Genomic DNA, 13,449 nt, shown 5'->3' on the forward strand with positions numbered 1-13,449 from the left:
CTGACCCCTTTATTAATCGTGACATTTTTTTAACCAAAACAATGCATACCACCAAGTTGGTAGTGACCTAGATCATTTAAAGGGAGTGACGATAATGATTGACCCTGTGTCACTCTCTATTGTTTTTTGCTGTGTGTCTTGTCCTTTCAATTAAACATCGCGGCATATTGCGAGGGGAGAGCGTCGATTGGCTTAATAGCGATGTTTTTATAAAACAGCTCTGCCGCCTCACTTTGCAGTTGTATTTTACCTTCCTCCAAAGGTTTACTTACGCCATTGTCCAAGTAGCGAGAATTTTTAAGCACCATGACCACATGGCCATTTACAATATGCAGGCTTTGGCCTTCAAAACAAATTAGTTCGATGGTATTCCACTGACCTTGCGGTTTTTCATGATTTTCTTTGCGAAGTACAAAGCCTTTAATATCTTCGCCCACACCGACTTTTATGAAGTCTTGTTGTTCATCGGCAACCGGATTCATAATGTATTCTGGCTGGTAGGCTTTAATATCAATGGCTGATGTGGCTTGTTGCCAATAGTCTCCAATGTGTCCTTGCATAATTTGAAATTCTTGCGAAAGCATCCATGAGCGAAAATACTCTTGTCCGTGTTCACCAATGGCGTGATACAAAATACCGCTGTCTTTGAGCTTGTTTTCTCGCGGTGGCCATTTCAATTCACCCCAGCGAAATTGCAGTTTTAAGTGGTAGTTGCGATAAGAGGCTTTGCTGGTGACCGCGCCATAATACTCGCCGCTTACCCGCAACACAGGCTGATTGTTTTCTGGCACAATGGTAAATACTTTATGAATATCATTGCCAGTATTTAAGCCGATGGGTGCGATAGGCTTGCCTTGTTTATCCACGGGCATGCTGCCATCGTAGGTTTCAGTGTGTTTGTAACTTAAATAGATGTCCCACTGACTTAAGGTATTATCCAGTAATGGCTGCCACTGTGCTGCTTGAAGGGCTGGACTGAGAAGACAGATTAACAAACTGCTTATTAAGGTTTTCATCGAGACACGGATCCTGTAACTGCTATTGATTATAAAACTGATTTTGGCTTAGGTTACCGTAAGGTGAATACATCGAGTGAGACAATCGTGTAATTTGACGGGGCGATTGTGAAATTTAGTAAAGGCTAATGTTGGCTGTGCACTTTGCTGTTGTTAACCTTAACCTTGGTCGCTTACCACAACCTTATTGCGGCCTCCATTTTTAGCCTGATAAAGTGCAACATCAGCGCGCTTATATAGGGTTTCAAATTTAGTGGCTTGATTGAGTAAGGCGATACCAATAGAAACCGTGACACTCATTTTTTGATGGTCTATTTCTATGACATGTTGCTGAATTTTTTCGCGGATCCGTTGTGCTATTTCAGTGGCGGTGTTGAGGTCTGTATCGGCTAAAAAGATACCAAACTCTTCGCCACCGAGTCGGCCAAATACATCATATTCTCTAAGAAGAACGGTGATGAGTTGGGTGATATTTATTAATACGGCATCGCCCGCTAAGTGGCCATAGGTGTCGTTAACATTTTTAAAATAGTCGATATCCAGTAACAAAAACGCCATCTTGGCTTTATTTCTACTACAGCGACTTATTTCAGCATTGACCGAGTTGATAAAACTGCGACGATTGGCTATTTGAGTCAGTTCGTCAGTCAGTGCAAGCTTACGCAATTTTGATGATTTGGCATGCAGCTCAAACTCATTCTTCTTTTGTTTAGTGATGTCTCTGGCGTGAATGAGCATGTCACCATTTGCTAAGGTTTGCTCAGAAAATAGAAACCACAGCCCATCCAACATATCCACTTCGAAAACTCGGTATGCTGCCGAGCGTCTGCGTGTTTTGGTCATGTCGATAAATTGTTCAACGTCTCCTGAATCTATTTTTATGCCATGCTGTTTGCGAAAAGCGTTTCTCACCAGATCATCAAAATGCCTATTCAAAAAGGCATCTGGCGAATCGCCAAATAAATTTGCGAAAGCGTGGTTACAGCCGATGAGATGATCTTCACCATTAAAAATGCCATACGCTTCAGAACTTGTGCCTAAAAATTTGCCGATATGTTTGACTAATTCAGCAACGCTGCGCTCCATTTACTGTCCTTTAATTGGTGTGCTGTGGCGGTCAAACCGCGTTGAAATATTCATTGGAACTGAGTATAGCGAGTATCTTGTAGAGTAACGATTATTTCAATTTTTACGTAGTAATTTTTGCACCAGCCTTGTCTTGTGCAAATGAATCTTGGTTTTGCGCCCGCTTCATGGGAATATTTTGTTATTGCTACAGGCTAAAAGAGAAAAAAGTGACAACATTAATACGCAGCGTTGACATTAACTGTGATCTTGGAGAGGGGCTAACAATAGCCGATTGTGAGCAAGATGCTTTACTAATGCCTTTTTTGTCTCGCTGTAATATCGCCTGTGGCGGACACGCTGGCAATCATGTGACCATGCCAATAACCCTGAGAAATGCTCTATCACATGGCTTGTTGTGTGGCGCGCATCCAGGTTATCCCGATAAAAACCACTTTGGACGTGTTTCTTTAAATATAGCTAGGTCTGAGCTACTTGATTCGTTGGTAACGCAAATAAAGGATTTACAGCTACATGCTCAAGCACTAGGTATAGAATTGCAACATATTAAATTGCATGGGGCCTTATATAATGATGCAGAGCAATCCTTGGAACTTGCCTCACACATTTGTCAAATGGTGGCACAGCATTTTGCTCAATTAGCGGTACTGGGCCTACCACAGGCAGCTATGCAACAAGCCGCCCAGCAGCATGGCTTACTTTTTTTAGCTGAAGGTTTTATGGACCGGGCATACTTAAGTACTGGTCAATTAGCACCGCGAACGCAAGCCGGAGCCGTTTACACCGATAGTGAACAGTGTATCGAGCAGGTGCTGGCTATACTAAACCAGCGGCTTGTGACAACATTTGACGGCAAGCAACTGCAATTAGAGGTAGACACCTTATGTTTGCATGGCGACAGTCAAATAGCATTACACCTTGCGAGCACGTTACAGGATCGCCTCAGCGCCAAAAACTGGATTATTGCTTAAGGTGAATACGATGCCTTATCGAATTGTGGCCAATGGTGATGCCGGCTTGAGTGTGGTGTTTACGGCGCAAGTCAGTGAAAAACTGACTCGCCACATACAAGTTTTGTCGCGTTTATGTGCCAAGGAATTTGCTGGCTTAGTGACAGATATTATTCCTGCCTATCAAAGTTTGACCCTGTGTTACTTGCCCTTAGCCGCTCATCAGCAACAGATCATGGAAAAACTTCAAAGGATCTTACGCCATGACTTACCCGAGCAAGATTTAAACTCGCAACTCATCACGATCCCTGTTTGTTATGAACAAGCGTATGCACCCGACCTTATCAGCCTGGCACAGGCCTGTGACTTGAGCGTAGAGCAGGTGATCGCACTTCATAGCAATACCGATTATTTACTTCATATGCTGGGGTTTTCACCGGGTTTTTTATATTTAGGCGGCCTCGATCCTCGGTTAAGTTGTCCGCGTAAAACCACGCCAAGTGCCAGAGTTCCCGCAGGCAGCGTGGGTATTGGCGGCAATCAAACAGGCATTTATCCGCAACAAACACCGGGCGGTTGGCACATTATTGGCCGAACGCCTATTACCCTGTTCAATCCTAATTTGCCTTCACCTTGCGTTGCTCAACCATTGGATAAAATACGCTTTACTGCCATTTCGGCAGCGGACTTCGAAGCAATAAGGCACACCCCAACATGAGTATTGAGGTGATTAGCCCAGGCTTACAAACGTCGATTCAAGACTTAGGTCGTCAAGGTCATATGCATTTAGGCGTGGCAAAAAGCGGTGCTATGGATAATTTGTCAATGCAACTCGCTAATTGGTTGGTTGGCAATGCGCTTGAGCACCCGGTATTCGAAATTAGCTTGTTAGGGCCAACCTTGCGTTTTACCCAAGCCCTCACGATTGCCATTTGCGGTGCTAAATTTGACATTTATCTTGCCAGTGAAGACCGAAAGCGAATAGCGGTCAACACTAACCAGAGCATTCAGGTCAAGGCGGGTGATACCTTGCATTTTACCCAGCGTTTACAAGGAGCAAGGGCCTATTTGGCTTTTGCTGCAACTCTGGATTGCGCGCCCGTGCTAAATAGCTACTCAACCCACTTTGCTGCGCAGTTTGCTGGGTTTAAAGGTCGCGCCTTGCAAAAGGGTGACCGTGTGATACTCAGTCACTGCGAAGTAAGAAAAATCAAAACATTGCCAAAAGTTTTACAGCAACACTACAGCGGTAGTTATCTATTACGCTGCGTGCCTAGTGTTGAAACTGAACATTTTAGTGAGGCGCAGCTCACGCAGTTTTATTCCAGTACTTATGTATTGCGCAGTGATTCAAATCGCATGGGCTTACGGTTTGATGCAAAGCCCCTGACTAAGCTGAACATGCAAGAGTTGGTATCGAGCGGTTTGACCCAAGGTAGTGTGCAAATCCCTCCTTCTGGTCTGCCGATCATTTCAAGTGTTGATGGTCAAACTATTGGCGGCTATTCGCGTATTGCTAATGTGATCAGCGCAGATCATTTTGCATTAGGCCAGCTGGTGGCGGGCGATAAAGTTAATTTTACCTTGCTCAGCCAGCAAGACGCGCAAGACATTTATGCTCGTCAATACATGGCGCTAAAGGCGTTAAGCTCATCCTAAAAACAGCGCAGTGCTGCAAAAAACTCTCGCTCTAGTTGAGAGTAACCAAATAGTGATAGTTATCACTGCGACAGCGACTGATACGAAACTCCATGGCTTTGCCGTTTAATGAATGGGCCGTGCGCTGGACACTTAAAATAGGCTCACCGGCTTGAATACCAAGCAGTTCTGCATCATTGCGATTGGCAATATCCGCCTTAATCGCGTCTTTGGTGCTATGCACTGTTAAGTTAAAGTGGGTTTGATAGAAGTGATACAAGGTATGCGGGATATCTGTCATATCGACTAAGGCTTTGAAGTACGCATAGGGCAGGTAAATGGTTTCAGCAATGCAGTATTCGTCGTTTAATAAACGTCTGCGTCGCATCACTATCACTTGATCTTTGTTGCTCAATTCTAACGCCGAGCACACCGTAGCATCAGGTACTTGAGTGTCGATAGACAGTAATTCTGCTTTGGGTAGTTCTGGGTTTTTGCCATCAGCAATAATAGGGAAAAAGCGGAACAAGCCATTTTGCGCAGTATGCTCAGAAACAAAAGTGCCCACACCTTGTTTGCGCATTAACACTTTGGTATCGGTTAGGCTGTTTAAGGCTTTGCGCATGGTGCCTTGGCTGACATTAAGTTCAGCCGCTAATTGAAACTCATTTGGCAACATATCACCGGGTTTCCAACGCTGTTCAACAATCAATTGTTTAACGTGTTCTTCAACCTGCTTATAAAGCGGTTTAAAAACCGGACCGGTACTGCTTAGTTTGTTGTCAAAACGGGTTTCATTCATAGTTTAAACTGCTACCTTAACCACCACAGAATTCAAGACCTTCAGGATAGTAATTCATTAGGTCTTATACAATATTTCTTTTCAATAAAGACCATAAGCGAAACAAGCACAGATGTCACCTTAAGTTCGTTGACAATAAATTAACACTGTTATAACTTATGTCTTATATAAGAATGTAGTTGGGCAATTAGCCCAACGCGACTAATTTTCATGCTATTGAAGGCATCAGAGTCAAAAATAAAAAGGTAATAAGACATGTTCGACTGCAGTGCTCCTAATTGGAATGGCGTAAAACAACTGGAAATTAGTGGCAAGGCTGCGCTGTGTGAAAACAAACGTGCTGTCATTATCCCAACTTCTGAAGGCCCTATCAGCGTCGAATTTTATGAGATTGGCATGCGTTTTCGCGCAGGCCAACCAAGCGACAATCACTACGGTATGTTGCAAAGTCTGCCTCAAACATTGATTTGTAGCGTTAATCAAGACGCCGAGCATATCGAGATCATCAGTGGTCAGTGGCAATTGCGCTGCCAACTAACACCCTTTGCCTTTTCCTTATTCCATGGTGACACCTTAGTGCAACGTACGCCCAACGACGGCCACTTTGTACGCCAATATCGTTTACCGCCTATGGCTAAAACATCACAAGGGTGGCTGTTTAGTTTTGACTTAGCGCCAGAAGAGCCGGTTTATGGACTAGGCGAAAAATGGGCAGGACTGAATAAACGGGGACAGTTGTTGCGCTCATTTAACCATGACGCCTTAGGTGTAAACGCTGAAATATCGTATAAAAACACCCCTTTTTGCTGGAGTCCACATGGCTGGGGCGTGTTTGTGCATACTCCATCACCGGTGACCCACGCGGTAGGTTATGCGCCATGGTCGAACCGTGGTTACAGCATTTTGGTTGAAGATAAGGAACTCGACCTGTTTATTCTACGTGGCGAGCAGCCACAGCAGATAATTGAACATTACACGCAATTGACGGGCAAAGCCCCCGTGCCGCCGTTTTGGAGCTTAGGGCTTATTTTGTCTAAAGCTTATTATCGTGATGTGCCAGAACTACTGGCCACTGCCAAAGCGGTGCGAGAGCACAAAATGCCTTGCGATGTGATTACCCTTGATGGCCGTGCTTGGCAAGACACCGATACACGCTTTGCTTTTGAGTGGGATGCCAAACGTTACCCTGATCCTGGGGCAGTGATCAAGCAGTTAAAAGCGCAAAACTTTAAAGTATGTATTTGGGAATATCCCTTGGTGTCGGTAGCCAATCCGCTGTTTGGGCAAATGGCAGCCAAAGGCTGGTTGCTCACTGACAAGCGTACGGGCGAGGCCTATCGTTATCAATGGGACATGAGCGCCTTTGCTGAGGTGCTCACACCCTTACCAGAGTCTGGCATTGTGGATTTTACCCATCCTGATGCCTTTAACTTTTGGTTAGAATCACACAAACCCTTGTTTGACCTGGGCATTGATATGATCAAAGCCGACTTTGGTGAGCAAGTCGAAGACGACAATATGCTAGCCTACAACGGTGATTCTGGCATGCGTTTGCACAACATTTATAGTTTGTTGTACAACCGCTGTGTTTACCAAGCGGCGCAGAAATACAGCCAATCAGGTCCATTTTTATTTAGCCGTTCAGCGTGGATTGGCTCGCAACAATATCCCAGTCAATGGGGGGGCGATCCACAAGCTGATTGGGGCGGATTGGTCGGCAGTATTCGCGGGGCGTTGTCGTGGGGCATGTCAGGTGCACCGTATTTTGCCACTGACGTAGGTGGTTTTTATAAAGACATGCGCGACCCAGAGCTGTTTGTTCGTTGGTCACAAACTGCGGTGTTTTCTGCTCACATGCGTTTGCACGGTATTGGCCAACGTGAACCATGGAGTTATGGCTTTGCAGCAGAGGAGGCGGTTAATCGGGCCTTAATTTTACGTTACCAACTGCTGCCATACATATATCAAACCATGCAACAAGCCAGTAAAACCGGCTTGCCTTTGATGCGCGCCATGGCCTTAGCGTTTCCTCAAGACAGGCTAAGCTGGGGTTTTGAGCTGCAATTTATGTTTGGTGATAGTTTGCTGGTAGTGCCGTGTGTGCAGCCAGGCGGCGAAGTGGAGTTTTATTTACCAGAGGGCGAATGGTTAGCCTTTAGTGATAAGCAGGTATTTACTGGCGCCAAAATTCATCGTCTTAGTTTAGGTTTAAACGACATCGCGGTATTTGTTAAAGCGGGTCACGATTTACCCATCGGACCCGATGTTGAACATACCGAGCAATTAGGTAATCAGCCTGTGGTGAGTCATTACTGGAGCAAGCAAGTATGAGTCTTACCTCCAATGTAAGGGAGCAACTTGCTTGTTAGCTTGGCTGCAAGGTGGCTTGGGCAAACTCAATTTTGCCATTAGCCATGTAGCAAAAAATATCGCCGGTGTGCTGCTTGCCCTCATGCTGGTGATGATTATTGCACAAGTGGTGTTTCGTTATGGCTTGAATAATTCCTTGGGCTGGACCGAAGAATTAGCCAAGTTTTTTATGGTCTGGATTGCCTGTTTAGTCGCGCCTTGGGCGTATCGTGAAAACCTCAATGTCTCAATCGATATGTTTGCTGATGCGCTGCCTAAGGTTTTGTATCAACTGAGTAATATCGTAATTTCCTTACTTGTGCTTTTAGTCAGCGGGATCTTTTTAATGGAAAGTCTCGACTTTGTTCAAGGAGGGTGGCAAATCTACGCTTCATCTCTCCCTGTAAAGCTCGCCTACTTTTATTTGTGTACGCCCTTTGCCTTTGGCTCTATTGGTTTGGTGGCCTGTGAAAAGCTACTTGAGCAAATACCTTGTTTGTTTAATTCACCCAGTCAGCGAGAGAGCTAGTATGTCTTTAAGTTATTTTTGGGTGTTTATTTTATTGCTTACTGCGGGTACACCCGTGGTATTTGCCTTGCTTATAGGCCCAGGTGTGAGTTTGCTTATTGACGGTAACGAGGTGTTTTTTTCTGCCTTGTTAACACGCCTGTATTCAGGCATGAATTCGTTTCCATTGATGGCAGTGCCGTTTTTTATCTTGGCCGGTGAATTAATGAATCAAGGCGGCATCACCCAGTCTATCGTCCGCTTTAGTCAAACCCTGATTGGCCATTACCGCGGTGGTTTAGCTCAGGTTAATATCTTGTCATCAGTATTGTTTGCGGGTTTATCGGGCTCGGCGGTAGCTGATACTTCGGCTTTGGGTAAAATGCTGATCCCCGCCATGGAGCAAAACGGTTACAGTCGCCGATTTGCCGCTGCAATCACCGCCGCATCGTCGGTGATTGGGCCAATCATTCCGCCCTCAGGCATCATGATTTTGTATGCCTTTATTATGAATGTATCAGTGGCTGGCATGTTTCTCGCGGGCATCGTGCCGGGCATCATGATCTGCGTGGGTTTAATGATGGTAACCAGCCGAATTGCTAAAAAGCGCAACTATCCGGTGGCCAACGCGAAGGCAACGTGGCATGAGCGCGGCAGTGCACTCAAAGGCTCATTTTTACCCTTATTAACCCCCGTTATTTTGCTAGGCGGTATTGTACTTGGCGTGTTTACGCCCACTGAAGCGGCCGCAGTTGCAGCCGGTTATGCCCTGATTATCACCCTGTTTTTTACCAAAACCCTTAAAACGAAAGCCTTACCAAGCATATTGGTAAACTCGGCGATCCAGTCGGGCACTATTTTATTGTTAGTCGGCTCTGCCGTGACCTTTGCATGGATCATTACCGTCTCGGGTATGGCTGATTTAATGGCGCAAAACATTATTGGTATCACCGATAACGTATTATTGTTGCTGCTTATTATTAACTTGTTTTTATTTGCCATTGGCATGTTTTTAGATGCCGGCCCAGCTATTTTAATTTTGGGCCCAGTACTGGCGCCTATCTTTATTGCGCTGGGCATTGACCCTCTGCACTTTGCGGTGATCATGTGCGTCAACTTAACCGTGGGTTTAGCCACACCGCCCATGGGCTTGGTGCTGTTTGTCGCTGCATCTGTATCGGGTGAAAAAACCGAAAACATCGCCATCGAAATGTTACCGTTTTTGGCGGTAGAAGCCTTGGTTATCTTTTTAATTACCTATTTTCCTGCGCTGACAATGACCTTGCCACGCTGGTTTGGATTTGCTTGATATGCCAATGAAACGCAAAGTGCTGCTGTTTATTTACGGTTGTGTGGTTGTTGCCTGCGGCATCGGTTTAATCAACAGCACCACAAACCACGCCGAATATACGATTAAAGCGTCGATTCAAGCCTCTACTCAAGATGAGGACTATGTCGGTTTAGTGGCTTTTAAACACTACCTTGAACAACACAGTCAGGGCAGGGTAGAGGTACAGCTTTACCCGTCCGGCCAGTTTTGTGGCAGTGTGCCAGAATGTATTGGTAATTTACAAAAAGGCGTATTAGAAATTTTTCCGAGTACCGCAGGTGGCACAGGTAACTTTTTCAGTCCGGCTCAAGTTATCGATTTACCTTATGTATTTAGTAATGACGAGCAAGCTGAGTGTGTTTTAGCTGGCCCCTTAATGGACGAAATGCGCAAGCAAGTATTAGCCCAAGGTTTGAATTTGCGTTTACTGGGGGTATCAAACACCGGTGGTTGGCGTAATTTTGCTACCACCAAAAAGGCAGTTCACAGTCCTCAAGATTTAGTGGGTTTAAAGATCCGCACCACCCCAGCCGACATTCAACAAGAGTTAGTACGCCAGTTAGGCGCTAATTCAACCCCTATTTCATGGGCCGAACTCTATACCGCGCTGGCTACAGGAGTGGTTGAAGGCAGTAAAAACGGTATCCAAGATATCATTGGCGCCAAACTAGAAGAACACCTTAAATTTGTTGTACTAGACGGACACTCTTACATGGCCACCTTGTGGTGGTTTTCAGAGCCTGCGTGGCAAGCCTTGCCCAGTGATATTCAACAGCTTGTGTTAGAGGGCTTTAAAATTCAAGCCGCCACCGCCAATCAGTTTGTTAAAGACCAAGAGGCAAACTCCTACCGTTTATTTGAAGCCGCAGGCGGCACGATTTATCGTCCCTCTGATGTCGAAAAACAAGCCTTTATTGCAGCAAGTAGTCAGATGCGCCCCTGGTTTGCCCAGCGCTTTGGCAATGACTGGCTCAATCTGCTCGATAGTGCAGTGGCTCAATGCTCCGCTGATCCTGCTCTGTAAATGCTTAGTCCTCAGGTGTGTTGTTTTTGATGACTAAATAGTCAATTTAATTAACAAAATAATTGCAATTGCTTTACAAATTCGTTAGCTTATCTTTTGTCTTATATAAGACAAAAGATAAGGTGACAGTTTATGAGCTATCTCAGCTAACGGCAGATGCGTAAGACATGGAGCTGATTGGCGGCTAAGAGATAACGGGACAACATGAGACACAACAAAAAAGACAATGTCTGGAGCACACTATGCGATTCACACTCAGTAGATTAAACAGCAGCATTAGCGCGGCGTTAGCCTTAAGTAGCTACGTCGCTATAAGCACAGCGGCGTTGGCACAGGAAGCCCCTAAAGAAGATCAAGGATTACTCGAAAAAATCACGGTGACAGCACAAAAGCGTGTAGAGAACCTAAACGAAGTTCCCGTGGCGGTTTCAGTGCTGCGTGAAGATCAAATTAATGCAGCTTTTGCGGCTAACATCGAAGGTTTACAAGCCTTAGTGCCGTCAGTGAGTTTTCGAAAAGGCAATACCAATCGTAACTCAGCCATTACCATTCGAGGTATTGGAACAATTTCATTTAGTGTGGCAGCAGAGCCCAGTGTTTCTACCGTCGTCGATGGCGTGGTGCTAGGTCGTTCTGGCCAAGCCTTTATTGACCTCTATGATCTAGAACGTATTGAGGTATTACGTGGTCCGCAAGGGACGTTATTTGGTAAAAATGCCTCAGCAGGTGTTGTTAATATTTCAACCAAAAAGCCCACCGCAGGATTTGAAGGTAATGCCGAATTAAGCTTGTATCAAGACAACGAATACCGTTTAAAAGCCAGTGTTTCAGGTGAGTTGAACGACAATGCCTTTGGCAGTGTTACCGTTCTTAAATCGCAATTTGATGGGTATATTAAAAACGTTCATAACAATGAAATGACCAATGGTTATGACAAAGAAGGTGTGCGTGCCATGCTGAATTATGAAGCAGCGGGCGACACCAACATGTTGTTTATTTTTGAAAACATGAAGTCAAACGACAATTGTTGTGCCGATTTAGAATTAACCCCAAGTGGCCGTCATCCTGGCTCAGAAGCCTTGCCAAACAGCACCGGATCGGGCGACTTCGACTTTGATCAACGTAAAATAGACCATGATTTTGAAACTCGCACAATTGATGAAACCACCGGCTTTTCATTGCAAATAGACAAACCCATTGGTTCACACGAATTTACGTCAATTACCGCGTATCGTAGCTGGGATAATACCGAGCTACGTGAAGGTGACTTTACTTCTATCGGTGGTACCCAACCTATACCAACGGGCACGTTTTTGTTGCACGACACCGGTATTCAAAACTGGAAACAAACCTCACAGGAGTTCAGGTTCGCTTCGCCCACAGGCAATGATCTTGAGTATCAAGTGGGCTTTTTCTGGTGGAAACAACAATCTGAGCGTAACTTTACTCGCGACGCCAGTTGTTCGGGTAACTTAACCACCACTATTCAAAACTACTTGTCGACGCAGTTAGGCCAAGACGCGCCTACCGCCGAACAAGCGGACCAATTCATTGCTGATAATTTGTTATCGTGTAACCGCAACGATATCGTTAGCGCAACAGCGTTTATGAATACAGAATTTAATAACTGGGCCTTATTTGCAGACGGTAAATATCACATTAATGAAGACTTCCGTTTACTCTTTGGTATGCGTTACACCGACGACGAAGTGAGTTTTGAACATAACCGTTACAATAACGATGAATATGGCCGAGGTGGTATTGGTGTACGTGATTTTGCCACTAACTTCGACGGCAAAACCGATGAAACTAACGTATCCGTTAAGGTTGGTGCGCAGTTTGACATCAATAAAGACAGCATGGTGTATGCCACTTACTCACAAGGCTACAAAGGGCCAGCGTTTAACGTGTTTTATAACATGAACCCTACGGATACCTTGCCCATTGGCAAAGAATCATCTGATGCCTATGAGTTAGGATATAAGTTTGCTAGCCGTGATTTGATTTTTAACGCCGCGATATTCCGTACCGAAATCGATGGCTTTCAAGCCAATAATTCAGAATTATTGGATGGCGTGACCATTACCCGCTTAACCAACGCAGGTTCGGTGATCACTCAAGGGATTGAAGCCGACGTTTTGTGGCAAGTATCTGAAAGTTTTACCTTGTCAGGCGGCTTTGCCAGTGTTGATGCCGAAGTTGACGAGTTTTTATGTCCAGTTGGCTCTGCAACCTGTGATGGTCGGTCAGGTGCTGACTTACCGTTTTCCCCCGATTTGAAATATTCAGTAGTCGGTGAATATACGTGGGAGTTGGCTGATATGAATGTCATTTTAAACAGCTCATACGTTTATACCGACGAAATATTTGCTGGCGCACCGGGCGCAACGGCCCAAAGCAACCCGGAAGCCTTGTTACCCGATTACGGTATTCTAAACGCAAGCTTGGCCTTCTCGTTTGATGATGATGCCTATCGCGTGACCTTAATCGGTAAAAATCTAACGGATGAAAGCTTTATCACCACCTACTCTGGCGACGGTTTTCGTTATCAGATCCCACGTGATGCCGACCGTTATTTTGGCGTGCAATTTAAAGCCCGCTTTTAAACCTCTTTTGTGTGTGTGACCTGTGAGGCGCCGTAAGGCGCCTTTTTTATGGTGAGAATTCAGTATTGATGTTGTAGAGCGCTGCCACGGTTATTGATTGGTTGTGAAAGAATTCGGCCGTGAACGACCTCCTACAAGGG

General features: G+C 45.2%; 11 protein-coding genes. 8 read left to right on the forward strand and 3 right to left on the reverse strand.

The annotated features are described in order from the left end of the window. Window positions 1-146: 146 nt before the first annotated feature. Both NWQ57_RS11560 and NWQ57_RS11565 read right to left on the reverse strand, forming a co-directional pair. On the reverse strand, window positions 147-1,016 hold the full coding sequence (locus tag NWQ57_RS11560; RefSeq protein WP_306022303.1) for a DUF1080 domain-containing protein: 870 nt from the start codon (window positions 1,014-1,016) through the stop codon (window positions 147-149). 159 nt (window positions 1,017-1,175) lie between these two features. Next, window positions 1,176-2,102, reverse strand: a complete 927-nt coding sequence (locus NWQ57_RS11565; protein WP_306022304.1) for a sensor domain-containing diguanylate cyclase — start codon at window positions 2,100-2,102, stop codon at window positions 1,176-1,178. 209 nt (window positions 2,103-2,311) lie between these two features. On the opposite strand from NWQ57_RS11565, the gene NWQ57_RS11570 reads away from it, so the two are divergent. From NWQ57_RS11570 to NWQ57_RS11580, 3 genes are read left to right on the forward strand one after another with little or no spacing between them, the layout of a single operon-like run. Further along, window positions 2,312-3,073 carry a 5-oxoprolinase subunit PxpA gene (locus tag NWQ57_RS11570; protein ID WP_306022305.1) on the forward strand — a complete coding sequence of 254 codons (762 nt, stop codon included), beginning with the start codon at window positions 2,312-2,314 and terminating at the stop codon, window positions 3,071-3,073. A 10-nt stretch (window positions 3,074-3,083) separates the two neighbouring features. Then, window positions 3,084-3,770, forward strand: coding sequence for a 5-oxoprolinase subunit PxpB (pxpB, locus tag NWQ57_RS11575; protein ID WP_306022306.1), 687 nt, complete (start codon window positions 3,084-3,086; stop codon window positions 3,768-3,770). Continuing rightward, entirely contained in the window at window positions 3,767-4,711 is a 945-nt protein-coding gene (locus tag NWQ57_RS11580; RefSeq protein WP_306022307.1) for a biotin-dependent carboxyltransferase family protein, read from the forward strand. Before pxpB ends, NWQ57_RS11580 begins: the two co-directional genes overlap by 4 nt. A gap of 31 nt (window positions 4,712-4,742) precedes the next feature. Here the strand turns inward: NWQ57_RS11580 and NWQ57_RS11585 are convergent, their stop codons facing one another. After that, the gene (locus NWQ57_RS11585; RefSeq protein WP_306022308.1) at window positions 4,743-5,492 is read right to left on the reverse strand and encodes a GntR family transcriptional regulator; all 750 of its coding nucleotides are present in this window, start codon (window positions 5,490-5,492) and stop codon (window positions 4,743-4,745) included. A gap of 255 nt (window positions 5,493-5,747) precedes the next feature. Between NWQ57_RS11585 and NWQ57_RS11590 the strand changes: the two genes are divergently transcribed. The 5 genes from NWQ57_RS11590 (at window position 5,748) to NWQ57_RS11610 (ending at window position 13,309) form a co-directional block, all read left to right on the forward strand. Continuing rightward, window positions 5,748-7,823 (forward strand): TIM-barrel domain-containing protein, encoded by a 2,076-nt coding sequence (locus NWQ57_RS11590; RefSeq protein ID WP_306022309.1) that lies wholly within the window; start codon window positions 5,748-5,750, stop codon window positions 7,821-7,823. Between the two features lie 31 nt (window positions 7,824-7,854). Then, window positions 7,855-8,370: a TRAP transporter small permease gene (locus NWQ57_RS11595; protein WP_306022310.1), complete on the forward strand. Its 516-nt coding sequence runs from the start codon at window positions 7,855-7,857 to the stop codon at window positions 8,368-8,370. Window position 8,371: 1 nt separating this feature from the next. Then, window positions 8,372-9,658 carry a TRAP transporter large permease gene (locus NWQ57_RS11600; protein WP_306022311.1) on the forward strand — a complete coding sequence of 429 codons (1,287 nt, stop codon included), beginning with the start codon at window positions 8,372-8,374 and terminating at the stop codon, window positions 9,656-9,658. A 1-nt stretch (window position 9,659) separates the two neighbouring features. Beyond that, complete coding sequence (dctP, locus tag NWQ57_RS11605; RefSeq protein WP_306022312.1) at window positions 9,660-10,703, forward strand: TRAP transporter substrate-binding protein DctP; 1,044 nt, start codon at window positions 9,660-9,662, stop codon at window positions 10,701-10,703. Between the two features lie 242 nt (window positions 10,704-10,945). Continuing rightward, entirely contained in the window at window positions 10,946-13,309 is a 2,364-nt protein-coding gene (locus NWQ57_RS11610) for a TonB-dependent receptor (RefSeq protein ID WP_306022313.1), read from the forward strand. Window positions 13,310-13,449: the final 140 nt, after the last annotated feature.

The organism is Paraglaciecola sp. (assembly GCF_030730205.1).
In the GTDB taxonomy this organism is placed as follows: Bacteria; Pseudomonadota; Gammaproteobacteria; order Enterobacterales; family Alteromonadaceae; genus Paraglaciecola.

Bases quoted from the DNA above. Each gene is read 5' to 3' on its own strand.
- NWQ57_RS11560 (WP_306022303.1), bottom strand. From the start codon at position 1,016: ATGAAAACCTTAATAAGCAGTTTGTTAATCTGTCTTCTCAGTCCAGCC.
- NWQ57_RS11565 (WP_306022304.1), bottom strand. From the start codon at position 2,102: ATGGAGCGCAGCGTTGCTGAATTAGTCAAACATATCGGCAAATTTTTA.
- pxpB (WP_306022306.1), top strand. From the start codon at position 3,084: ATGCCTTATCGAATTGTGGCCAATGGTGATGCCGGCTTGAGTGTGGTG.
- NWQ57_RS11580 (WP_306022307.1), top strand. From the start codon at position 3,767: ATGAGTATTGAGGTGATTAGCCCAGGCTTACAAACGTCGATTCAAGAC.
- NWQ57_RS11585 (WP_306022308.1), bottom strand. From the start codon at position 5,492: ATGAATGAAACCCGTTTTGACAACAAACTAAGCAGTACCGGTCCGGTT.
- NWQ57_RS11590 (WP_306022309.1), top strand. From the start codon at position 5,748: ATGTTCGACTGCAGTGCTCCTAATTGGAATGGCGTAAAACAACTGGAA.
- NWQ57_RS11600 (WP_306022311.1), top strand. From the start codon at position 8,372: ATGTCTTTAAGTTATTTTTGGGTGTTTATTTTATTGCTTACTGCGGGT.
- dctP (WP_306022312.1), top strand. From the start codon at position 9,660: ATGCCAATGAAACGCAAAGTGCTGCTGTTTATTTACGGTTGTGTGGTT.
- NWQ57_RS11610 (WP_306022313.1), top strand. From the start codon at position 10,946: ATGCGATTCACACTCAGTAGATTAAACAGCAGCATTAGCGCGGCGTTA.